This is a genomic window from Jiangella asiatica, from assembly GCF_004349065.1.
Classification (GTDB): domain Bacteria; phylum Actinomycetota; class Actinomycetes; order Jiangellales; family Jiangellaceae; genus Jiangella; species Jiangella asiatica.
The window spans coordinates 21,828-44,540 of sequence record NZ_SMKZ01000039.1; the positions used below are offsets into that span (position 1 = coordinate 21,828).

Consider the following 22,713-nt stretch of genomic DNA (forward strand, 5'->3'; position numbering starts at 1 on the left):
CAATAGGGCCGAGCGCGGTGGCGGGCTGTCGGCGCCGGCGGCTACGGTCGCGGACATGGACCTACGGGACGAAGCAGAGGCGCTGCTGCGGCGGCTGGTCGGCGACGACGCGGCCGAGTTCCGCGACGGGCAGTGGGACGCGGTGCGCGACCTCGTCGAGCGCCGCCGCCGGGTGCTGGTCGTGCAGCGCACCGGGTGGGGCAAGTCGGCGGTGTACTTCGTCGCCACCGGGTTGCAGCGCGCCCGCGGTGCCGGTCCCACGGTCATCGTCTCCCCGCTGCTGGCGTTGATGCGCGACCAGGTCGCCGCGGCGGGGCGCGCCGGCGTCCGCGCGGTCACCATCAACTCCGCCAACGCCGAGGAGTGGGGCGAGGTCGCCAAGTCGCTGGCCGACGACGCGGTCGACGTCCTGCTGGTCAGCCCGGAGCGGCTCAACAACCCGCGGTTCCGCGAGGAGCAGCTGCCGGCGCTGGCCGCCAGCGCCGGGCTCGTGGTGGTCGACGAAGCGCACTGCATCTCCGACTGGGGCCACGACTTCCGGCCCGACTACCGGCGCATCCGCGACCTGCTGGCGACGCTGCCGCCCGGCACTCCCGTCCTGGCGACGACGGCCACGGCCAACGCCCGGGTGGTGGCCGACGTCGCCGAGCAGCTCGGCAGTGGCGGAGCCGAGGTCACCACCATTCGCGGCTCGCTGGCCCGCGAGAGCCTCCGCCTGGGCGTCCTCACCTTGGACGACGCCGAACATCGGCTGGCGTGGCTGTCCGCCCACCTCGGCGAGCTGCCTGGCAGCGGCATCGTCTACACCCTGACCGTGTCCGCGGCCGAGGACACCGCGGCGCTGCTGCGCGAGGCCGGCCACGAGGTGCGCCCCTACACCGGCCGCACCGACCCGGCCGAGCGGGTCGAGGCCGAGCGCGCCCTGCTGGACAACGAGGTCAAGGCGCTGGTCGCCACCAGCGCGCTCGGCATGGGGTTCGACAAGCCCGACCTCGGCTTCGTCGTCCACCTCGGTGCGCCGTCGTCGCCGGTGGCCTACTACCAGCAGGTGGGCCGGGCCGGCCGGGCCACCGAGCGGGCCGACGTCCTGCTGCTCCCGGCGGCGGAGGACCAAGCCATCTGGCAGTACTTCGCCACCGTCTCGATGCCGCGGCAGGAGCAGGCCTCGGCGGTGATCCGCGCGCTCTCCGCGGCCGGCGCCGCCATGTCCACGGCGGCGCTGGAGACTGTCGTCGACGTCCGGCGCACCCGGCTGGAGCTGCTGCTGAAGGTGCTCGACGTCGACGGCGCGGTGCAGCGGGTCCGCGGCGGTTGGCAAGCCACCGGGCAGGAGTGGAACTACGACGCCGAGCGCTACCAGCGGGTGGCGGCCGCCCGCGACACCGAGGCCCGGTCCATGCTGGCCTACCAGCGCGGCGAGCAGTGCCGCATGTCCTTCCTCCAGGCCGCGCTCGACGACCCCAGCGCCGCGCCGTGCGGGCGCTGCGACGTCTGCGCCGGGCCCTGGTACACCGACGAGGTCCCGGCCCGGGCGCGGGCGGCGGCGCGCACCACCCTGGCGCGGGCCGGCGTGCTCCTGGAGCCGCGGGTGCAGTGGCCCTCCGGCATGGGCCGGCTGGGCGTGGACGTGAAGGGCAAGATCGGCCCGGCCGAGAAGCTCGAGCCCGGCCGGGTGGTGGCCCGCCTCACCGACCTCGGCTGGGGCCAGCGGCTGCGCACGCTGCTGGACGCCCCGGACGCACCGGCACCCGATGCGTTGCTGGCAGCCTGCGTCGACGTGCTGCGCGAGTGGCGCTGGGACCGCCGGCCCGACGCCGTCGTCTCCATGCCGTCGCGGCGGCACCCACAGTTGATCGGCTCGGTCGGGCGGCACCTGGCCAGCCTCGGGCGGCTGGCCGACCTGGGTGAGCTGGAGCCGGCCGGCGCGGCGCTTGCAGAGGGGAGCGAGCCGGGCGGCAACAGCGCGTTCCGGCTGGCGTCTGTCTGGGGCGGCTGGCGGGTCGGCCCGGCCGCGCGCGAGCAGCTTGCGGCGCTCGGCCCGGAGCCGGTCGTGCTGCTCGTCGACGACGTCGCGGACTCCCGGTGGACCCTCACCGTCGCCGGTCGCGAGGTGCGGCTGGCCGGTGCGGCCCAGGTGCTGCCCTTCGCGCTGGCCTCAGTCGGCTGACGGGCAGGCGTCAGCCAGTGGCGAGCCCGCCGCGGCGGATGACCTGGGCGAGCGCCACCAGGTGCACCAGCCGGGCCAGCTCGGAGTCGAGGATGCGTGGACCACCGTCGCGGCCGAACACGATCAGCTGACCGGTGTCGTCAACCGGCACGCCGACGGCCAACACGTCCTGCCAGGCCTGCGGTGCGTCGTCGCCGGTGACGATCCTGCCCGGCGCCGGCATGGGCAGCCACGGCGCCTCGTAGCCATCCTCCTCCGGGGCACCGCCGCTGGCGCGCAGCACCTTCAGCGTCGACCCGTTCTGGGGTAGCAGCAGCGCCCAGCCGGACCGGAAGATGCCCGGAACCAGGTCGACCAGAATCTCCTCGGCCCGCTCCGGCTCGTCGGTCATGGCCTCGACCGCCTCGAGGTCGCGGTGCAGGCTTGCGCCCGGGCTGTAATGCCCGATGAACTCCACGCTGACGTCCGGCACCGTCCGGCACGCCGTCACCAGCGAGTCGGGCAACCGGCCGCCGGGCAGGTCGACCAGGAAGTCGTCGACGACGAAACCGTCGAGCCGGTGCTCGACGACGTCGACGCCGACGATGTCACCCCCGGCCGCGCCGACCGCAGACGCGACCGCGCCGAGCGAACCGGGACGGTCCGGGACGACCACACGCATGAGAAACGACACCAGCACAGAGTGGCACAGAACTGTCACACCCGTATTGCGACTCGTGAGGGCCGGGTCAGTGTTCGGTGCGCAGCCAGGCGAGCACGGCGAGGACGCGGCGGTGGTCGTCGTCGGACGGGGGGAGGTCGAGCTTGGTGAGGATCGAGGAGATGTGCTTCTCGACCGCGCCCTGGGTGACGACGAGGACCCGCGCGATCGCGACATTGGTGCGGCCCTCGGCCATCAGCCCCAGGACTTCGCGCTCGCGGGCGGTGAGCGTCTCGAGCGGGTCGCGGCGACGCCGGGCGAACAGCTGCGCCACCACCTCCGGATCGAGTACGGTGCCGCCGGAGGCAACCCGCTCCAGGGCGTCGGACAGGTCGGCCAGCGCGGAGACACGGTCCTTCAGCAGGTAGCCGACGCCGCCGGCACCGTCGGCGAGCAGGTCGCCAGCGTAGGACTCCTCGACGTACTGCGAGAGCACGAGGACCCCGGTCCCGGGCACCGCGGAGCGCGCGGCCAGGGCTGCGCGCAGACCCTCGTCCGTGAACGTGGGCGGCATCCGGACGTCGACGATCGCCACGTCGGGGCGGTGCTCGGCGACCGACCGCACCAGCGCGTCGCCGTCGCCGACCGCGTCCACGACCTCCGCACCCGCCTCACCCAGCAGGCGGACCAGGCCTTCTCTCAGCAGCAGGGAATCCTCAGCCAATACGACGCGCACGCGCATAGCTTGCCAGGTCTCACTCCTCCGGCCGGACCCAGAGGGCCGCATGCGCCACCGAGCCGTACGGTGCCCAGCCGCGCGCGCCGCCGACCAGCGAACCCACCAGACGCTGGTGCCGGTCGAACCGGATCGGAACGACCGCGGCGTCGGCGACGGCTCGGGCGCCGATGGCGGCCCATTGCTCGGCCCGCTCCGCGGGGTCGAGCTCGGCGGCGGCCGCCTCGGCAGCGGCGGTGACCGCGGCGACGTCGTAGCGGGACAGGTTGGCCGGCCCGCCGGCAGGGGTCAGCAGGTCGGTGACGACGGTGGAGCCGTCGGCCCAGGCCGGCGCCCAGCTGCCGAGCATGAGCGCGTGCGGGCTGGCCGGGTCGCGGATCGCCGGGTAGTACTCCGCGGGCCCCAAGGGAACCGGCTCCAGCGCGATGCCGGCGGCCCGGAGTACGGTCGTCAGCACCTCGGCGACCTCCCGGTTGGCCGGCGTGTCCTCGTAGGCGAAGGTCAGCGCGGGCATCGGTGCGCCGGCGGCGGCGATCAGGTCCCGTGCCCGGTCGGGGTCGCCGGAGGCGGGCTCTGATGACGGCGGCGGGTCGTCGTTGCCGGCGAGTAGTGGCGTCAGCAGGCTGTCGGCCAGTGTTCCGGTCGGGTCGCCGCCGAGAGCATCGTGGAGCGCGGACCGGTCGACGGCGGCGGCGATCGCCTGGCGGTGCTCGAGCACCGGCACCAGCTCGGTGTTGATGGCGAGGTAGCGCACACCTGGTGCGGGTCCGCCGACGGTACGGCCGGCGAGGTCGTCGTCGGCGGCGATGCGCTCGGCGGTGCGTGTATCCAGCTCGGCGGCGGCGACCGCGGTGCGGTCGTCGCCCTCGTCGGTCAGCAACCGCGCCTCGACGACGTCGGGCTCGAGTCCGAGAGCGACCTCGACGCGGTCGGGATGGGCCGGGCGCAGGGGATCGGCGTCGCGATCCCAGTGCTCATTGCGCGCGAGCGTCAGGCCGGTGCCGGGGGTGTAGGTCTCGATCCGATAGGGCCCGGACGAGACCGGCGCGGTGTCATAGGCGTCTCCGGCCGGTGTACCCACCGGGACCGGTGCGAACGCGAGCGAGCTGACCGCGTGGTTGAAGTCTCCGGCCGGCTCGGCCAGTCGGAACGTGATGGTGCGGTCGTCGGCCGAGCAGCTCACTGCCCGGTCGAACGCGGCGACGTCGCCGGGGTCGGCAGCGTACGGCCCAGAGTAGACGGGCACGCCGTCCACGGTCGCGACGTCGAGCATCCGGACCGCCCGCGACATCCCGCTCTGCATGACGAACTGCGGGTCGAACGCCCTGGACACCCCGAACTTGACGGCGGCGCAGCCGATCGGCGATCCGTCTTCGAACACGGCACCCTCGCGCAGGGTGAAGGACCACTCGGTGGCATGGTTCCGGGCGGTCCCGGTGTCGGTGGCGAGATCGGCGGCCAGCTCCACGGCGGCTGGTTCCTCGGGCGAGGTGTAGGCGGTCAGCGTGCGGTGCAGGTACGCCGCGGCGAACGCGACGTCCTCCGGCAGGTACATCCGCTGCGGGTCCAGATGGGAGAACGCGGGCTCGCTGCTCAGGTAGTGCAGGGTGCCGCCGGAGACCGGCGGCTGGGCCTCGGTGGTAGCCGTGCACGCGGTCAAGACGACGCAGGCGAGCCCGGCGGCCAGGCCGCCGCCCCGGCGGGAACAATCTCTCAACACGTCACGTCCACCCCTGCACGTCGCGGCGAGCGACCCGGCTCAGCCTGCGCGGTGCAGGTGACCGCCTGGAGGACGGCAGGCGAACGGCGGGTTGCGTGGGCGCAACTAGGACGCGTGCCGGGTGGCGTCGCCGGTCTCCGCCGTGTCGGACGCCGCCGTGTCGGACTCGCCGGTCGCCGAGAACGGGAACGTGGAATCGCCGGCGCGGGCTTCGACGGTGTCGACCAGCTTCAGATCGGCCTGGGTGTGCAGGACGGCCGCCTCGATGGTCAACGCGGCCAGGGCGTCGTGGTGGTGCGTGCGCCGGCTCGCCCGCAGCGTCTGCAGCTCAGCCAGCCGCGCTTCGCGCTGGATGCGGCAGACTTCGCGCACGGCGTCCGGCCCGCGGCGCCCGGCGGCGAGGATCTTGAGGATGAAGTCGTCGCGGTAGCCGGAGGTGCGCGTGGTCGGCGCGGAGAGCCACTCGTCGAGGTCGCTCTGCCCGGCTGAGGTGATCAGGTAGACCGTGCGGTCCGGTCGCGACTCCTGCGGCACCGTGTGCGAACTGACCATGCCGTCGCGATGCAGACGATCGAGGATCTGGTAGACGTGCCCGATGTTCAGCCCGCCCCACTGCGGCCCGACGGCTTTCTCGAAGTTCGCCTTGAGCTCGTACCCGTAGCTGGGACCGTCGGCCAGCAGGGCGAGAACAGCATGCTGAAGCGGCACTCTCACACTGTACGGGCGAACCGGAGATAATCACGACATTCGCGCGGCGTGATCCCTGGTCGAGCCACCTGTCACGGCGGCGTCTGCGGGCCCTGGACCAAGGGAGGTATCCGATGTTGGAGGAGCTCGGGCTGTCGCCGACGGCCGCCGCGGTCTACGGCTTCCTCGTCACGACGCCGTCCGTGAGCGGCTCCGACGTCACGCGTGCGCTGGAACTCGACGACGAGGCCGTAGCCGCCGCCCTGGCGGAACTGGCCGGGAGCGCGCTGGTCAGCCCGGCCGACATCGGCCAGGAACGCCGGTGGACCGCGGTCCCGCCGCTGCTGACCGGCCAGCGGCTCCTGGTCGACCGCGCCCGGCGGCTCTTCGCGGCCCAGCAGGAGTTGCTGGCGCTGGCCGAGGTGCACGAGCGGAGCGCCCGCGCCGGCGGGTCGGAGCACCTGGTCGAGGTGCTCCTCGGCGAGCAGGCGCTCCGTGCCCAGGTCAGGCGGCTGCAGGAAAGTGCGTCCGAGGAGATCCTGGCCCTGGTGAAGCCGCCGTTCGTGGCCGTGCCGCCGGCCGAGGCGGCCGCAGGTGTCACACCGCGACACAGCCGGGTGGTGTACGACCGCGCCGTCTTCGACGACGTGCCTGACCTGCCAGCGGTGCTCGAACGCACCGGCCGGCCCGGCGACCACTACCGCGTGCACCGTCGTGTGCCCATGCGCCTGCAGGTTTACGACCGCCGGGTGGCCACGCTGCCGCTGATGCGCCACGACGCGCAGCCGGCGGCCCTGGTGGTGCATGCCAGCGGCCTGCTGGCGGTCGTCATCGAGCTGTTCGAGGCGGTCTGGGACCAGGCAGCACCCCTGCCGGCCGGCCAGGAACCCGTCGACGGCGACGTTCTCGCGACCGGCGGCGCGCTCGGGTTCGAGGACCGCCGGCTGCTCGGCCTGCTGCTCTGCGGCCTCACCGACGCCGCGATCGCCCACCAGCTCGGCCGCAGCACGCGTTGGGTGCAGCGAAGGGTTCGGGTCATGTCCGACGCCGCCGGCGTGCGAACCCGGCTGCAGCTGGGGTGGGAGGCGCGTCGGCGCTGGTGGCTGGACGGTACCGGGGTCACGGCTGGGCAACCCGCCAGGCCCGAGTGATCGTCTGGTCGACGGAGTTCCCGTCGCCGTCGGTGGCCAGGACCCGGACGGTGGTGAACTCGGCGCCCTCACGCGGCGGACGTACCAGGAACGTCGCGTCGCCATCCCGCCCGGCTGGCCGAGTGCCCAGCTCGGTCCAGGTGGCCCCGTCGTCGTGGCTGACCCAGGCCTGGACGGTGAAGTCACCGATCTCGGTGTGCTCGGGCTGGTAGCCGGCGGTCACGGTGAGCCGGTAGGGCGTGCCGGCCCGGACCGCGTTGGTGCCGTCCAGCGGCACGTCGTAGTCGAGTGCGATGGCCGGCAGCGGCTCGTCCGGCCGGTCGAAGGCCGCTGCGACGTCCCAGACGGTCCTGGTCGCGGTGGAAATCGGCCGCCTGGACTGCTGCGTCTCGACCTCCAGCTGGTACCGGCCCGGCACCGGGTCGACGTAGCACCCGGAGTTGAACTGGCTCTCGCACAGTGGTTCGCCGTCGCGGCGGTACCGGACGTCCACCGCGCCGAAGGACTGCTGCAACGTGAACCACGGCGAGGTGACGAACGGGAACCCGGACATCGACAGATAGCTGGTGCCGCTGAGCCGGTGTGCGCTCAACGCGTCGATCCGGGGCGCGAGCGGCGCGGCCAGGTGCTGCTCCGTGACGTGCTCGCCCGCCTCGTAGACGGTCCGCCTGTCGGCCTCCACGCCGTAGTAGTGCTCCGCTGAGAACGTGGTGGTGCGCCACCAGTGACCGGGCGTGATGTACTCGGTCCGGGTGTGCGGCGCCTCGAACGCCGTGGAGCGGGCGGAATGACCGAGCGGGCACCCGGTCGCGCCCAGGCCGACGCGCGACTCGCGGTAGACCGTGCCCGGTGCGTCGGCGGCGTACTCGGCCGTGATCGTGGCCAGGTCGTCATGGTCGAACGTGTAGGCCGGCTCCGACGGCAGCCGTCCCGTGTCCGTCACACACAGGTCGTACACGTACGGGCTGACGATCTCGCCGCCGGTCCTGATGGTGGTCGCGCCGCCGGCGATCGCCGCCGCCAGCTGGTCGCCTTCGGCCGCGGTGATGACCGCCGCCGGCACCTCGACTCGGTCTCGGATCCAGCGCTGCGGCGGGCCAGGGTCGGCAACGGCGTACAGGATTCCCGCCACTCCGGCGTCTGCCGCGGCGGCCAGGAACTCCCCCATCGCGACGCTGTCCCGCGGCGTCGCCTCATGCACCAGCGCCAGCCGGCCGGCCGCCGCGGCGAGCTGCGCCGGCGACCCGGAACCGGCGTCGACCAGCTGGTAGCTGCCCGGCGAGTCGAAGGCGGGCACACACATGATGTGACCCGCGACGTTGCAGCCGCTGACGTCGCTCGTACCGGAACGGAGATACTGCGGATCCAGTGCCGGTGAACCGGAGCCGGGAACGGTCATCGTCAGGTCCTCGGCGGCCAGCCTGGTGCCGACCGTGAGCGAGAACTCGCCGATGGTCGCCTCGCCGGTGGGGATGACGTAAACCGTCGGCACCCTGGAGAACGTCTCCTGAACGCGCAGATCCTCGTACCCGGGCTCGCCCAGCACCCGGCGCCAGGTCGCGTCCATCCCCGGCTGGACCGGCTCGGCATCGGACCGCGGTCCCTCGATCGTGACCGGAATGCCGTCCCGGGCATCGATGAGGAGGTCGGTGTCCCGGTCGAGCAGCAACTCGGGATCGCCGCCGAGGGTCTCCGACACCAGCGCCCACGGCTCGCCCGCGGTCCAGTCGGAGATGTTGCTGAGCACCGCGTAGCGCCCCTCCGGCAGCAGGGTGTTGTATCCGAACCCGGCGAAGTAGGCGCGTCCCTCGTCGTACCAGCCCAGGTGCGCCGTCGCGGTGTCGAGGTTGATCAGGGTCAGCCAGGAGCAGCACGTCGTGTGCGCCGGCGCGCCGGTGCGGTCGATGCCGCTGACCGTGAGCTGATGCCGCTGCGGGCTCCTCGTCCAGCTGAGCGTGGTGCTGGCCAGGAGGTCGCCGCCGGCGCGGGCCTCCAGCCGGCCGAAGTAGGAGGCGAGCTCGAAGGCGGTGGTGTCGACCGTCACCTCGACGGCAGCGGTGCCGCCGGCCGGGATCTGCACGCTCGACGGCGTGACGGTGACGGCCCCGTCGGGTGGGGTGAGCGGGGTGACGTCGCGGCTGGTCGGGTCGGTCCGGATCAGGCCGGCGAGGGCGAGGTCGACGGGTAGCGGCGCGCCGCTCGTGTTGCGCAGCGTGACGATGCCCGTGGTCGCGGTGTGCGGCGGCTCGATCGCGCCGAGGTTCAGCGTGCCGGTCGCCACGAGGGGTCCGGCAGTGGCGCGGGTGACGTCGAGCATGCCGGCGCCCTGTGCGGTGACCGGTGCTTCCGCGTGCGGGTTCGCGGTGCTGACCAGGGCGTCCTTCAGCTGTCCTGCCGTCCAGTCCGGGTGCTGCTCAGCCACCAACGCGGCGGCGCCCACGACGTGCGGGGTGGCCATGGAGGTGCCGGACAGGCTGGTGTAGTGGTCGTCGACGGGCGCGCCGATGACCCCGTCGGTCGCGCGCGCGGCGACGATGGCCTCACCGGGGGCGGTGATCTCGGGTTTGACCGCGTAGTCGCTCAGCCGCGGCCCCACACTCGAGGAGTCCGACAGCTCGTGCGGGGCGGTCTTGGCGGTGTTGCCGACCGCGAGCGCACTGTCCGCTGTCGCCGGCGTGCCCACCTGCATGGTGCCGCCGGTCCGGCCGCTGTTCCCGGCGGCGACGACGAACAGCGCGCCGGTGGCCGCGGTCAGCTCGTTCACCGCCCGGGACATCGGGTCCGCGCCGTCGGTCGGGGCGCCGTTGAGGCTCAGGTTGACGACGTCAGCGTCCTGCTCGACGGCTGCCCACTCCATCCCGGCGATGATCGCCGACGTCGGGCAGGTGCCATCGGCGGCGCAGACCTTGCCGATGGCCAGGTCCGCGCCGGGGGCGACTCCGATGTAGGTGTCGCCGGCGCCGGCAGCGATGGACGCGACATGCGTACCGTGCCCGTTGAGATCGTTGGTCGGCTCGCCGGTGACGAAGCTCCGGCTGGCCGTGATGCGGCCGGCGAAGTCCGGGTGGTCCGCGTCGATGCCGGTGTCCAGGACCGCGATGGTGGTACCGGTGCCGTCGTAGCCGCTCTCCCAGGCCGTCGGCGCGCCGATCGCCGGGACGCTGACGTCGAGCGCGGTCCGGACCTTCGCGTCGAGCCACAACGTGACCGGCGCCGCGGTGTCGCCGGTCCGGGTGGCGGTGCCGGTGGCGGCCTCGAGGTTCCCTGTCAAGTCGGCCCAGACCTCCTCGACGCGGTCCTTGTCGATCGTGAGAGCCGTGGCGCCGATGCTGTCCAGGGGCTGGACGACCGCCGCGCCGTCGACGGCGAGAGCGGAGGTGGCCGGTCCGGACCGGGAGCCGGCCGGGGCGGTGGCGATGACCGGCAGCGCGTCGACGCCCGCGTCGTCGTAGCCGTACTCGGCCAGCGCGGTCAAGTTGAACAGCTCCCGGTCCAACCATCCGGTTCCGATGAGCCGCACGGCCTCTCCGGTGAGCGCGTAGAGGTCGTCGTCGACCTGCTGGAACACGACGTCGTCCGGTCGGCCGGCATCGTGGATCACCTCGCCGTGCGGCGTGCCGTCCGGGAGGCTCCGCAGGCGGACCACGTCGCCGGTGAGCAGCGTGAAGTCGAGGGCCGGGCCAGCGTCGGCGGTTGGCACGGCTGCCGGCGGCGCCGCGCCGGTGGGAGAGACGACGCCGAGAGCGGCGGTGCTGGCGGCGGTGCTGGCGGCGAGTCCAGCGGCCATCAGGCGGCGTCGACGTCCGGTGCGGGTCGAGGATCGTGGCGACACGTCGTCCTCCAAGGTTGCCAGGGGATAGCTGGAGTCTGGGCAGCACGCCACCGCGGGCGGAAGGGCGGCGCGGGTCGCAAACGCGACGATTCGCTTTTGCGACATCGCCGTGCAACGCCCGGAAGGCGGGAGAGACCGAAAGATGAGAAACTGCACCCGCTCGTTTGTTCCGGCGAGCCGAAGGTCATGATGATCACATGAGACGCCGCAGTCACGGCGATGCTGTGGACGGACGGTCGGGGGGCCACGACCGGTTCGCGGGTGCACCCGTTTCGCTACGCAACGTGTCGCGCCTGCACCGGCAGGGCGCCGCGAAGGTGCCGGCGCTGGTCGATGTCACCCTGGACATCGAGGCCGGCGAGTCGGTGGCGGTGATCGGGCCGTCCGGGTCGGGCAAGTCCACGCTGCTGCACGTCATCGGCGCGATGGACCGGCCGGACACGGGCAGTGTGGTGGTCGGCGGGACCAGGGTCGAGCAGTTGTCCCGGCGTGCCGCCGCGGTGTTCCGGCGTGGTGTCGGCTTCGTCTTCCAGCACTATCACCTGCTCCCGCAGCTGAGCGCGCTCGACAACGTCGTCGTGCCGTTGATGCCCGTGCAGGTCGACTTCGACCGCGTGCGGCGGGCCCGCGAGACCCTCGACGCCGTCGGGCTCGGCGCGCGGCACGAGGCCCGCGTGGCCGATCTGTCCGGCGGGGAGCAGCAGCGGGTGGCCATCGCCCGCGCACTCGTCGTGCGGCCGCGGCTGCTGCTGGCCGACGAGCCGACCGGTGCCCTCGACTCGCGCACCGGTGACGAGGTGCTCGACCTGCTGGCGGAGGTCCAGGCCGACCAGGGCATGACGATGATCCTGGCGACGCATGAGGCTGCCGTCGCGGCGCAGTGCTCCCGCGTGGTGAGCCTGCGCGACGGCGGCGTCGTCGGCGACCACCCGCTCTGGGACCCGCGGCCCGACGAGACCCTGCGCCGCGCGACCGGTCTCGGCTGATACGAGGTGAGCGGCGCGCCGCTCGCAGGCGAACAGTCCGTGACAGTCGGTGCGGGCCCGGTGATTCTTACCTAGGCGCAAGGTAGAAAGGGGACATAGCGCCAGAAGTTCGACTCTCGGGGAGCATCGCATGACCAGGACCCTCAGCGCGGCCGTGAAGTCCGTGTTCGCACCTACCATCGCCCTGCGGGACTGCCCGCCCGACTGCCGGTACGAGTACATGTGCGACGCCAACGGCCGGTACTACCGGCGCCAGTGCTGCTTCCGCCCGGACTGCGTGTACGTCTGTGAGTCCTGGACCCTGATCGGCAGTTGCTGACCGGCGGCGTGGCGAGACGGTGACGACGTGATCGGTTTCGTTGCCGAGGTGGCGCGCTGGGCGCTGGTTCTCGTGTTCGCGGTGGCCGTGATCGGCAAGGTGGCCCGGCCGGGCGGTGTGGCGGGCCTCGCCACGACCCTGCGGGTCGGCTTGCGTCTGCCCCAGGCCCGCGCCGGGGCGTGGGCGCTGGTGGCTGCCGAGGCGGTCGTGGTGGTCCTGCTGGCCGTACCAGCGACGGCGTCCGCCGGCCTGCTGGGGGCGGGCGCACTGGCAGCGGCGCTGACGGCCGGCGCCGCCGTGCTGGCGCGGCGGACGCAGGCGCTGCCGTGCCGCTGCTTCGGCTCGGCGTCGTCGACGGTGACCTGGGCCAGTGTGGTCCGCAACGCGGTCCTGACCGGGCTCGCACTCGGCGCGCTGGCGGTGCCCGAGATCGGCGACTCCGGACGGACGCCGGCCGCGCTGGCGACCGCCGCGGTCGTCCTGCTCGTCCTGCGCTGGCTGGCCCTTCGACCCCCGGCCAACGCGCCCGCCGGTGGCGAACCGGTGACGCTGCCGCCGAGTGGGCCGGACATCGGCGCCCCCGCACCGCGTGCCGCCGGCGGTGTCCGGCTCGTGGCGTTCGCCTCCGCGAGCTGCCGTGGCTGCCGGCTGGCGCTGCCCCGCCTGGTGGCGTACGCGACGGTGCTCGGCGGCCGGGGCACGGCGGTCGTGACCGTCGTCGGCGACCCCGCCGAGGCGGCGGACATCGTCGCGGCCGTGTCGGACGTCGCGAGCGTCGTGAGCGGGGCGCGTGCCGACGACCTGGCCGCCGTCTACGGCGTGGTGCTCTTCCCGACGTACGTCCTCGTGTCCGGCGACGGGCTCGTCGAGGCGGTCACGCACTCCGTCGACGAGCTGCCGCGTCCGGTGCGGTGACGAGTACGACCGCGGCCGCGGTCCGGGCGCTGGCCCTGATGTGGCGGGCGGCGCCTGGCTGGTCGGCCGGCTTCGCGGTGTTGTCGCTGGTGGCGGGCGTGGTGGTGCCGGTCAACGCGTGGTTGCTCGCCCGGGTGCTCGACGCCGTGACGACGCGGGGCGATGGCGTGGCCGCGATGCTCCTGCTGGGCGCCGTGACGGCGGGCGGCGCGGTCGTCGGGCCGGCGACCAGGTACGCCGAGGGCGAGCTGGCCCGACGGGTGGGGCTGCGAGCCAAGTCCACCCTGATGCGCGCCGTCACCGGCGTGACCGGCCTGGAACTGTTGGAGCGGCCCGCCTTCCTCGACCGGCTGCGGCTGGCCGAGCAGGCCGGGGCGGGCGCGCCCCAGGTGCTCGCGCACGCGCTGTTCGCCGCTGTACAAGCGATCGTCACGGCCGCCGGGCTGGCGCTCGTGCTCGCCGCGGTGGGCCCTTGGCTGGTCCTGGTGACGGCGGCCGGCTGCGTCCCCGCCGTCGTCGCTGCCGTAGCCGAGAGCCGCGACCGGGCCCGGATGATGTGGCAGACCACTCCGGGCACCCGGCGCGAGATGTTCTACGCGACTCTGCTGACCGACGCCCGGGCGGCCACCGAGATCCGGGTCTTCGGCCTGGGCGGCCTGCTGAACGACCGGATGACGGCCGAGCTGCGGCAGCTCGCCCGGGCACAGCGCGCCGTGGACCGGCGCACCGCGGTGGTCCAGGCCGGGCTCGCGGTGTCCGGTGCCGGGCTGTCCGCGGCCGCCATGCTCTGGGGCGCCGGACAGGCAGCGGCCGGCCGGATCACCGTCGGGGAACTGAGCATGCTGGTCGTCGGCGTCGCCGGGCTGCAGGTGGCCGCGGCCGGTGTCGTCCGGGCCTTCGGCGACGGCCACCACGGCGCGCTGATCTTCGCCCACCTGGACGCGGTACTGGCGAGCACCGCCGCGGAGAGTGTCCGGTCCCTGCGGCGGTCACTGCCGGCCGCCTCCCGGTCCGCCGGCGTCGAGCTGCGTGACGTGACCTTCCGCTACGCTGCCGGCCATGCGCCGGTCCTGCGTGGCGTCTCCTTCGCGATCCCGCCCGGTGCCATGGTCGCGCTGGTGGGAACCAACGGGGCCGGCAAGTCCACCGTCGTCAAGCTGCTGTGCCGGCTCTACGAGGCCACCAGCGGCACCATCCTCTGGAACGGCGACGACATCGTCGGACTGGACGCTCGGGCCGTGCGCCGGCGCATCGGCGTGCTGTTCCAGGACTTCGTGCGCTACGACCTTCCGGTGGCCGACAACATCGGCTTCGGCGACCTCGACCGGCTGGACGACGAGCCGGCGATCCGGCGGGCGGCGCGCCTGGCCGGCGTCGACGCCGTCGCGGAACGGCTGCCGCAGGGCTACGGCACCATGCTCAGCCGCGCGTTCGGCGGCACCGACGACGCCGACGGAGTGCAGCTGTCGGGCGGGCAGTGGCAGCGCGTCGCGCTGGCCAGGTCGCTGATGCGCACCGAGGCCGAGCTGATGATCCTCGACGAGCCCAGCTCGGGGCTGGACGCCGACGCGGAGGCCGCGCTGTACCAGCACCTGCGGACGGCCCGGGGCGGCCGGTCGTGCCTGCTGGTCACGCACCGGCTCGGCGCGGTCCGGCACGCCGACGCCATCGTCGTGCTCGCCGGCGGACGGGTGGCCGAGCAGGGCACACACGACCAGCTGCTCGCCGCCGGCGGCGAGTACGCGCGGCTCTACCAGATGCAGGCGGGCGGGTACGGGAGGCGTGCCGATGTGGCCGCCGGCTGACCCTCGGCAGCCCCGGCGGGCGCGCACGCGCGCCGGCATGGGCCGGCTGGTGCGGGCCGAGCTGCGCGCGCACTGGGGCCGTGCCCTGGCGCTCGGCCTCGGCGTTGTCGCGGCGACCACGGCCTTCACCGTGCTCACCGGCGCCTCTGAGGTGGAGCGGCTGGAGCTGCGCGGAGAGGTCGTGGCGGCCCAGGACGACTATCACATCCTGGTACGCCCGCCCGGCAGTCGCAGCGAGCTCGAGGCCGTGGCGGGCCTCGTACGGCCGTACCAGCTGTCCGGGCAGTTCGGCGGCATCGCGCTGGACGACTACGACGCGATCCGCGAGCTCTCCGGTGTCGAGGTCGCCGCTCCGGTGGCCATGGTCGGCTACGTCATGACCGCGACCCAGGTGGCCGTCGAGGCCGGCCCGCGCGACGAGACCGGCCGCGAGCTACTCGTGGCCGACGTCGTACACACCACCGACCGCGGCCTGACGGCCATCGAGCAGCCGGCGGCGTCGTATTCCTACGTCACCCCGAACCCGATCACGTTCGTCGGGCCCGCGGGCGACGACGCGGCGCCGTACGGCCTGGTCGAGACGGCGCCGGACGGGTCTACGACGCTGGTGTGCCCGGCGTGGCAGGACCTCGCGTCGGCCCCCGACGTGCCGGCGACCGCCGCCCGCGAGCGCAGCCGCACCTGCGAGTCCACTCAGCCCGGTCACGACGCCGCCGCTCGCCAGTGGCAGGCACCGGACCAGCGCACTGTCGTGGTCGAATGGTCGTTCCCGATGCTCGTGGCCGCCGTCGACCCGGCCCAGGAGGCGGCACTGAACCAGGGGAGCGGCCAGCCCGCGTCACTGCTCGCGCTGGGCGACGCGCCACCGGCGAGCGGCACCGGCAGCCGGCCGGTCCCCGTCGTCGTCGCCGCAGAGCCCCAGGTGGACGCGCAGGCCGAGGTCACGGTGCGGGAGCTGCCCGGCGAGGCGGCCGACCGGCTGGCCTCCGGCCTCACCCTGGAGCAGGTGGGCGAGCTCCTGACCACGCCTGGCGCCGTCGTCGCCACCGAGACCGTCACCGCCCAGCAGGCCTACGAGGTGCTGGTCGAGCAGGCGCGCACCAGCGGCACCAACATCGTCGTCGACAGCTTCTGGACGACCCTGCCCACGACCTACGACGTGGGTGCCGACGGCGTGCTGGCGCCGCGGCCGGTGGAGAACCCGTGGGACGTCTGGCGCTCGCCGCTGCGGGCCGGCGGCTACGTCCCCGCACCGCCGCTCGTCGCCGACACCGGCTTCCGCGAGGTGCGCCCGCATCCAGGCACCGCCTCGGGCCAGAGCCAGCTGCCGCAGATGCAGATCGTCGGCGTGTTCGACGACGTCGAGGCCGCCGAGTTCGACGGGGCACACGGACTGCCGCCGGCCGACGCGCGCAGCAGCGAACTGCTGGGCGGGGTGCCGCTGCTGCCGTCCGGGAGTCCCGCGGCCTATCACCTGGGCCCGCCCACGGCATTTATCCGACTGTCCGACCTCGAAACGTTCACCCGCTCCGGCATCGAGCTGGCCGAGCCCGACGCGCCGATCAGCGCGGTCCGGGTCCGGGTCGCGGGCGTCAGCGGGGTGAGCGCGGTCGAGCGGGAGCGGGTGCGCCTGGTCGCCGACCAGATCCGCGCCGCCACCGGCCTCGACGTCGACGTCGTCCTCGGCAGCTCCGCGACCGAACAGACCGTGGCACTCCCGGAGGGCGCGTTCGGCCGGCCCGAGCTGGCGTTGGTCGAGACCTGGCTGCGCCAGGGGGTCGTCGCGGCGGTCATGCGGGCCGTCGACCACAAGAGCGTCGCGCTGTTCGTGCTGGTCCTGGCGGTCAGTGCGCTGTTCGTCGCGAACGTCTCCGCCGCGTCGGCCCGCTCCCGGCGTGGTGAACTGGCGGTACTGAGCCGCGTCGGCTGGAGCCGCCGCCACATCCTGCGGTTGCTGCTGACCGAAGTCATGCTGGTGGGCGGCGCCGCCGGGGTGACCGGCGCCCTGGTGTCGGTCGCGGTCGGCCGGATCAGCGGCCTGGACGTGACGGCGGACCGCGCTGCGGTGGCGATCCCGGCGGCGGTCCTGGTCGCGCTCGGCGCTGCCGCCTTTCCGGCCTGGCGCGCGTCCCGGCCGGCCACCGCCGCCGTCCTGCAACCCGGCGGGGTCCGGGTGCGCCGGATGGCGGCACGGGCTCCGACGGTACGCGGCCTGTGGTCGCTCGCCGTCGCCAACGTGGTCCGCTCGCCCGGCCGCACGGGCCTCGGCGTGGTCGCGGTGGCACTGGGCTGTGCAGCACTCACCGTCCTGCTCGGCATTACGGTGGCCTTCCACGGCGCCGTCGTCGGCTCGGTGCTCGGCGACGCCGTCTCGCTGCGCGCCCGGGAGATCGACTACGTGGCCGCGCTGGTCACCGTCGCCCTGTCGAGCGTGGCCGTCGCGGACGTTGTCTTCCTGAACGTCCGCGACCGGCGGGCGGAGATCGCGGTGCTCCAGGCCGTCGGCTGGGGTGACGGGCGGGTCCGGCGGCTGGTGCTGACCGAGGCAGCGCTGATCGGGCTGGCCGGCGCGGTCCTCGGCACCGTCGCCGGCCTCGTGCTCGCGGCCGGCTTGGCCGGCGAGTTCCAGCCCGAGCTGGTGGTCGTGGCCGTCACGACGGTGGCGGGCGGGACCGCGGTGCCGGTGCTGGCCAGCCTGGTCCCGGCCGCCGCGCTGCGCAGGATGACCGTCGCGACCACCCTGACCCGCGACGCTTGACCCGTTGCGATCGGTCGGAGGTGCAGCCTCCGCGAGGCGGCGGATCCGGCTCCTGTGGTGGGTCGGCCGATTCACCGTCGGTGATCGGGCCGACGGATCCGGGTGGTCTCAGGTAGCGGTGGCCGGTCGGACTCGTCCAGACGGTGGCGCCGGAGGGGGAGGCGCCCGACGTCCCAGCCGCCCGTGGTGCTCGATCGGTGCGCGGCCATCGCCACCCGCCGGCGGCTGCCAGGTGCCGAGCGACCTGGGCGGGGATGAAGCCGTACCCGCGACCGGCAGGGAGTTCGTCCTGCGGATCGCAGGCCGTCACGCGCTCTCCGCCGGGCGGCCATGTCCGGTTGATCCGATGTGCCGGATCAGAACTCTCACCGGAGGTCCGCATGCCCGAACGTCCCACGGCCGGTGGTGTCGCCCGCCGTCGTCTCCTCCAGGGTGCGCTGGCCGCACCGGCGGCGATCGCAGTCCCCGGCCTCGCCGCCGGCGTCGCTGCCAACCCCGTCGCGCACGCCGCGCCCGTCGTCCCGCCCTTCCCTGGCGCCTACGACCCGCAGAGCCCGCGCTTCTCGATCGCGGTTCTGCCGGACACTCAGTATCTGTTCGACGAGGACCGCTCCGACCCCGAGCCGCTCGCGGCGACGTTCCGCTACCTGGGCGAGCAGCGGGGCGTAGCCAACGTCGCGTTCATGACGCACCTCGGCGACGTCACCGAGCACGGCACCCAGGACGAGATCGACCTGGCCGACCGGACGTTCGAGGCGCTGGACGGGCTGGTGCCGTTCAGCGTGCTCGCCGGCAACCACGACGTGCCGGGCGCCACCGACGACCAGCGTGGCGACTCGCCGTATCTGGGCGCGTTCGGGCCGTCCCGGTTCGCCGGGAGCGAGACGTTCGGCGGTGCGTCGCCGGACGGCTACAACAGCTTCCACGTCGTGCCGGCGGCCGGCCGGGAATGGCTGGTGCTGGCGCTGGACTGGCGGATCTCCGACGCCGGGCTGGCCTGGGCTCAGGGCGTGTTCGACGCCCACCCGGAGCTGCCCGCCGTCGTGACGACGCACGACCTGGCGGCGGCCGGCGACGACGGCGTCTCCGCGCTGTCCGGCAACGGGCAGCGGCTCTGGGACAGGCTGCTGCGCCGCAACGACCAGGTGTTCCTCGCGCTCGGCGGGCACTACTGGCCGCCCGGGCGCACTGTGCTGACCAACGACGCCGGCAACGACGTGCACGTGCACATCACCAACTACCAGGACCGCTACTACGGCGGCGCCGGGATGATCCGGCTCTACCAGTTCGACCTGGTCCGCGGCACGATCGACGTCGAGACGTTCGCGCCGTGGTTCCTCACCCGCCAGGCGGGGGAGCGGCCACCGCTGGGCGCGGATGTCATCGAGCTGACCGGCGACGTCGACCGGTTCAGCCTGCCGGTGGACTTCGCGGCCCGGTTCGAGGGGTTCGCGCCCGTGCCGAAGCCGCCCTCGCGCCCGCCGACGCGGGTGATCGGCCGCGACACCGTCGCCTACTGGCGCTTCGACACGCTCGGCCTGCGCGGACGGGTGACCGAGGGCGGTGTCGTCGCCGACGGCGCGGTCGCCCAGGACCTCACCCGCAACGGCAACGACCTGGTGGCCCGCCGTCTGCACTCCACCGTGCCCGAGCTGCTGACCCGTTCGCTGGACCACCATGACGGCGCGCCCGCTCACGCCAGCCTGCGGTTCGACGGCGGCCAGTCGCCCGACCGCGGCGCCGTGCTGGAGGCGGTCGCCGCGGCCCCGATCAACGCGGAGAAGTTCCTCGGCGGCTACACCATCGAGGTGTTCGTCAAGCTGCCCGAGCCGTTCGTCGGCAACCACGCCTGGATGGGCATCTTCAGCTGGCAGGGCCGGGCCGGCGACGCCGGGAAGACCGCCGGCTACTCGCCGCTCGAGCCGACCTGCAGCCTCAACGTCTCACCGGAGCGCTTCCTCCAGTACGTGCTCTACCCGCACGTGCAGGACGCGTCGCCGACGTCGTGGAGCCACGCGCTGCCGGTCGGTCGATGGTTCCACGTGGCGGTGGTCAACGACGGCGAGCGGACGGTGGTGTGGGTGGAGGGTTCGCCGATCGCGCGCAACCCCAGCCAGCCGGCGCACGGCATCGCCACGCTCGGCCGGCCGTTCACGCTCGGCGCCACCGGCTGGAACCTCGGCTTCGGGCAGGGGTTCTACGGCTTCCTCGGCGACGTGCGGATCAGCGGCCGAGCCCTCGAGCCCAGCGAGTTCATGACGCCGTTGGTGTGATCCGGGCGTTGGGCGGCGGCGCCACCGGATCAGTCGAAGAGTTCCTCGACGGTGTTGACGGTGGCGGCGCGGCGTGCCCAGGCGTCGAGCTGGTCAAGGTCGGTGGAGTCGGTGATGCGGGCTCTTGCGCGGTCGGGCACCTGCACGCCACGGGCGGTGAGGACGGCCGAGGTAGGCCGGTCAGCTCCACCGATTGTTGCGGTCGCGGCCCAGCTGTGCCTCGACGACGATCGCTAGGACGGGTGTGTCGCCGTTAGCGGTCAGTACGATGACGGCGTCGGCGCGGAATTCGGTGGGCACGAGGTCGTTGAGATCGGTCGGTGCGAGGGCGGCCCGCCGGTGGGTGGGCACGTCGATGTCGAGCGGATCGACCAACAGCTGCGCGACCAGGGCAGGCTCTTGGCGGAACAGCTCGATCAACACCTCGTGGAGGTTGGACGGCACAAGCGGGACGTCAACCGGGCGCACCGACAAGACGGACAGAGACGCCAGGCCCTTGTGAATAGCGCCACTCTATTCTGTGACAATTCAGTACAAAGACACCTGATCGCCATTGTGGGTCGGGAGGCTCTGACCTATCAGAGCTCCTCGGCCCGAAAGGCACTGACATGCCAAGTTCCCTGCTCAAGCGCGCTCTCGTCACGTCCGCGGTCGTGGCCGTGGGCACCGCCGTCGTCGTCACGCCGGCCCAGGCGGGCGGCTACCACGAGCCGGACAACATCGCTCACCACGGCGCGTCCGGTGCGGCGCCGGAGAACACCCTCGCCGCCGTCGACCTCGCTCTCGACCAGGATGCGGACGTCGTCGAGGTCGAGGTTCAGCGCACCTCCGACGGCGAGCTCGTCGTGATCCAGGACCTCGGTCTGGCTCGCACGACGAACGTCGAAGAGGTGTTCCCCGACCGCTCGCCGTGGCTCGTCAGGGACTTCACCTTGGCTGAGATCCGGCAGCTCGACGCGGGTTCGTGGTTCGGGCCGGAGTTCGCGGGCGAGCCGGTCCCGACCCTCGACGAAGTGATCGACGAGGTGGGTTACCACCACGGGCTCGTCATCGACCTCGCGAACCCCCAACTCTACCCGGGGATCGAGGCCGACCTCGCGGACCAGCTCAGGTCGAACTACCGGTACCTGATCCGTGCCCTCGCCTACGAGACCTTGGCCGTTCACTCGGTCAACGCGACCTCGGCGCAGACGTTCCACGATGCACTGCCGTACGTGCCGGTCGGCGTGGTGTACAACTCACGTCCGTCCGACGCTCAGCTCGTCGCGGTCAGCGAGTGGGCTGACAGCGTCAGCGCGCAGTACCTGTCGACCGACCAGGCTCTGATCGACCGGGCCCACGAGCTGGACCTCGGCATCAGCGTGCACACCGTCAACACCGCGGACCACATGGCCGACTATGCCGCATTCGACGTCGACGGCATCGTGACCGCATTCCCGGCGCTGCTGGACGACGTCCTCGACTGAGCTGGCGAAACGATGCCGCGTGGGCCGTTGCCCCGAGTTGGGGCGACGGCTCACGTTTCGGACTGATCGCCGCGATGGTTCACCGAGCGTTCACTGCCTGCCCCGTTGGGCGGATCGCTACATCGTGGCAATGTGGACATGATGCATCAAGGCGATTCAAGTAATGACAATCTACTCGGCGAGGATGCGGCAGTGCAGGGTGCGCGAGCGACGGAGGCCAGTGGCTGATGTCCACCACGACCACGACGCGTGTCGAGCCCGAGGGCCAGGTCGCCGAGGACGCGCCACGCACGTTGAAGGCGGCCATCGGTCCGACCGACCGCGTGTTCCGGGGAATCTCCAGGGGTGGCGGCTTCGCCGTTCTCGCGGTCATGTCGCTGATCGGCGTGTTCCTCACCTTCCGTGCGCTGCAGGCTCTGCGGGAGGCCGGCTGGTCGTTCGTGACCACCGAGGCGTGGGAACCCGACGGCGGCGAGTTCGGCATCGCGGCGGTGCTGGTCGGTACGATCCTGATCGCCCTGGTGGCTATCGCCATCGCCGTCCCGCTGGCCGTAGGCACTGCCCTCTACATCTCCGAGTACGCGCCAGCCAGGATCAAGCGGACCCTGATCAGCATGGTCGACCTGATGGCGGCCGTGCCGAGTGTCGTCTACGGCTTGTGGGGCGCGTTCTTCCTGCAGTGGAACATCCTCGGACTCTCGCGGTGGATCTCCACGTGGTTCGGCTGGATCCCATTCCTCTCCGTCGAGGGCACCGACCCGCGCGACCCGCTGGCCACGGAGACCGTGTACACCGCGTCCACGCTGATCGCCGGCATCGTCGTCGCGATGATGGTCACGCCCATCACCTGCTCGGTGATGCGTGAGGTGTTCTCGCAGGCACCGGCTGGCGAACGCGAAGGCGCGTATGCGCTCGGCGCGACCAAGTGGGGGATGATCCGCTCGGTCGTGCTGCCCTACGGCAAGGGCGGCATGATCGGCGGCACGATGCTCGGCCTAGGCCGGGCACTCGGCGAGACCATCGGCGTCTACCTGGTCATCTCGCCGGTGTTCGTGATCCAGCCACGCATCCTCGAGAGCGGCACCAGTTCGGTGTCGTCGTTGATCGCCCTGCGCTATGGCGAGTCGTCGCAGTTCGAACTGTCCGCGCTGATGGCTGCTGGCCTCGCCCTGTTCCTGATGACGCTGGTGGTCAACTTCGCCGCCTCGTCGATCATCGCCCGATCGCGTTCCGGCGCCGTGAGCGACGCATAGGAGAC

16 protein-coding genes are annotated in these 22,713 nt (G+C 72.9%); 10 read left to right on the forward strand and 6 right to left on the reverse strand.

The features are described 5' to 3' along the window. Positions 1–55: 55 nt before the first annotated feature. On the forward strand, positions 56–2,167 hold the full coding sequence (locus E1269_RS22595) for a RecQ family ATP-dependent DNA helicase (protein WP_131898785.1): 2,112 nt from the start codon (positions 56–58) through the stop codon (positions 2,165–2,167). 10 nt (positions 2,168–2,177) lie between these two features. On the opposite strand, the gene E1269_RS22600 is transcribed toward E1269_RS22595, so the two are convergent. The 4 genes from E1269_RS22600 to E1269_RS22615 all read right to left on the reverse strand — a co-directional run bounded on the left by E1269_RS22600 (position 2,178) and on the right by E1269_RS22615 (position 5,971). Further along, on the reverse strand, positions 2,178–2,840 hold the full coding sequence (locus E1269_RS22600; RefSeq protein ID WP_131898787.1) for an ACT domain-containing protein: 663 nt from the start codon (positions 2,838–2,840) through the stop codon (positions 2,178–2,180). A gap of 55 nt (positions 2,841–2,895) precedes the next feature. Further along, positions 2,896–3,543: a response regulator transcription factor gene (locus tag E1269_RS22605; RefSeq protein ID WP_131898789.1), complete on the reverse strand. Its 648-nt coding sequence runs from the start codon at positions 3,541–3,543 to the stop codon at positions 2,896–2,898. A gap of 19 nt (positions 3,544–3,562) precedes the next feature. Beyond that, entirely contained in the window at positions 3,563–5,260 is a 1,698-nt protein-coding gene (locus E1269_RS22610) for an ABC transporter substrate-binding protein (protein WP_131898791.1), read from the reverse strand. A 108-nt stretch (positions 5,261–5,368) separates the two neighbouring features. Further along, entirely contained in the window at positions 5,369–5,971 is a 603-nt protein-coding gene (locus E1269_RS22615; RefSeq protein ID WP_162606574.1) for a PadR family transcriptional regulator, read from the reverse strand. Positions 5,972–6,084: 113 nt separating this feature from the next. Between E1269_RS22615 and E1269_RS22620 the strand changes: the two genes are divergently transcribed. Further along, the gene (locus E1269_RS22620; protein WP_131898795.1) at positions 6,085–7,101 is read left to right on the forward strand and encodes a TrmB family transcriptional regulator; all 1,017 of its coding nucleotides are present in this window, start codon (positions 6,085–6,087) and stop codon (positions 7,099–7,101) included. Here the strand turns inward: E1269_RS22620 and E1269_RS22625 are convergent. Further along, entirely contained in the window at positions 7,070–10,888 is a 3,819-nt protein-coding gene (locus tag E1269_RS22625) for a S8 family peptidase (protein ID WP_131898797.1), read from the reverse strand. The two genes, E1269_RS22620 and E1269_RS22625, sit on opposite strands and share 32 nt — an antisense overlap. Positions 10,889–11,259: 371 nt before the next feature. Between E1269_RS22625 and E1269_RS22630 the strand changes: the two genes are divergently transcribed. The 6 genes from E1269_RS22630 (at position 11,260) to E1269_RS22655 (ending at position 19,989) form a co-directional block, all read left to right on the forward strand. Beyond that, entirely contained in the window at positions 11,260–11,919 is a 660-nt protein-coding gene (locus E1269_RS22630; RefSeq protein WP_420810662.1) for an ABC transporter ATP-binding protein, read from the forward strand. A gap of 130 nt (positions 11,920–12,049) precedes the next feature. Then, positions 12,050–12,238, forward strand: a complete 189-nt coding sequence (locus E1269_RS22635; protein ID WP_131898801.1) for a hypothetical protein — start codon at positions 12,050–12,052, stop codon at positions 12,236–12,238. Positions 12,239–12,265: 27 nt separating this feature from the next. After that, a complete protein-coding gene (locus E1269_RS22640; RefSeq protein WP_131898803.1) occupies positions 12,266–13,153 on the forward strand; it encodes a MauE/DoxX family redox-associated membrane protein in 888 nt (295 codons plus the stop codon). Beyond that, positions 13,150–14,958 (forward strand): ABC transporter ATP-binding protein, encoded by a 1,809-nt coding sequence (locus E1269_RS22645; protein WP_131898805.1) that lies wholly within the window; start codon positions 13,150–13,152, stop codon positions 14,956–14,958. The genes E1269_RS22640 and E1269_RS22645 overlap by 4 nt, the downstream gene beginning before the upstream one ends. Further along, positions 14,942–17,716: an ABC transporter permease gene (locus tag E1269_RS22650; RefSeq protein ID WP_131898807.1), complete on the forward strand. Its 2,775-nt coding sequence runs from the start codon at positions 14,942–14,944 to the stop codon at positions 17,714–17,716. The genes E1269_RS22645 and E1269_RS22650 overlap by 17 nt, the downstream gene beginning before the upstream one ends. 380 nt (positions 17,717–18,096) lie before the next feature. Beyond that, a complete protein-coding gene (locus E1269_RS22655) occupies positions 18,097–19,989 on the forward strand; it encodes a LamG-like jellyroll fold domain-containing protein (RefSeq protein WP_131898809.1) in 1,893 nt (630 codons plus the stop codon). A gap of 180 nt (positions 19,990–20,169) precedes the next feature. On the opposite strand, the gene E1269_RS22660 is transcribed toward E1269_RS22655, so the two are convergent. Then, complete coding sequence (locus E1269_RS22660; protein WP_131898811.1) at positions 20,170–20,457, reverse strand: hypothetical protein; 288 nt, start codon at positions 20,455–20,457, stop codon at positions 20,170–20,172. 140 nt (positions 20,458–20,597) lie between these two features. Between E1269_RS22660 and E1269_RS22665 the strand changes: the two genes are divergently transcribed. Together E1269_RS22665 and pstC are read left to right on the forward strand one after the other, a co-directional pair. Then, entirely contained in the window at positions 20,598–21,455 is an 858-nt protein-coding gene (locus E1269_RS22665) for a glycerophosphodiester phosphodiesterase (protein ID WP_131898813.1), read from the forward strand. 227 nt (positions 21,456–21,682) lie between these two features. Next, positions 21,683–22,708 (forward strand): phosphate ABC transporter permease subunit PstC, encoded by a 1,026-nt coding sequence (gene pstC, locus E1269_RS22670; RefSeq protein ID WP_131898815.1) that lies wholly within the window; start codon positions 21,683–21,685, stop codon positions 22,706–22,708. Positions 22,709–22,713 lie beyond the last annotated feature (5 nt).

Coding starts and splice junctions, on each gene's coding strand:
- E1269_RS22595 (WP_131898785.1), top strand. CDS start 56: ATGGACCTACGGGACGAAGCAGAGGCGCTGCTGCGGCGGCTGGTCGGC.
- E1269_RS22620 (WP_131898795.1), top strand. CDS start 6,085: ATGTTGGAGGAGCTCGGGCTGTCGCCGACGGCCGCCGCGGTCTACGGC.
- E1269_RS22625 (WP_131898797.1), bottom strand. CDS start 10,888: ATGGCCGCTGGACTCGCCGCCAGCACCGCCGCCAGCACCGCCGCTCTC.
- E1269_RS22635 (WP_131898801.1), top strand. CDS start 12,050: ATGACCAGGACCCTCAGCGCGGCCGTGAAGTCCGTGTTCGCACCTACC.
- E1269_RS22650 (WP_131898807.1), top strand. CDS start 14,942: ATGTGGCCGCCGGCTGACCCTCGGCAGCCCCGGCGGGCGCGCACGCGC.
- E1269_RS22655 (WP_131898809.1), top strand. CDS start 18,097: ATGCCCGAACGTCCCACGGCCGGTGGTGTCGCCCGCCGTCGTCTCCTC.
- E1269_RS22665 (WP_131898813.1), top strand. CDS start 20,598: ATGCCAAGTTCCCTGCTCAAGCGCGCTCTCGTCACGTCCGCGGTCGTG.
- pstC (WP_131898815.1), top strand. CDS start 21,683: ATGTCCACCACGACCACGACGCGTGTCGAGCCCGAGGGCCAGGTCGCC.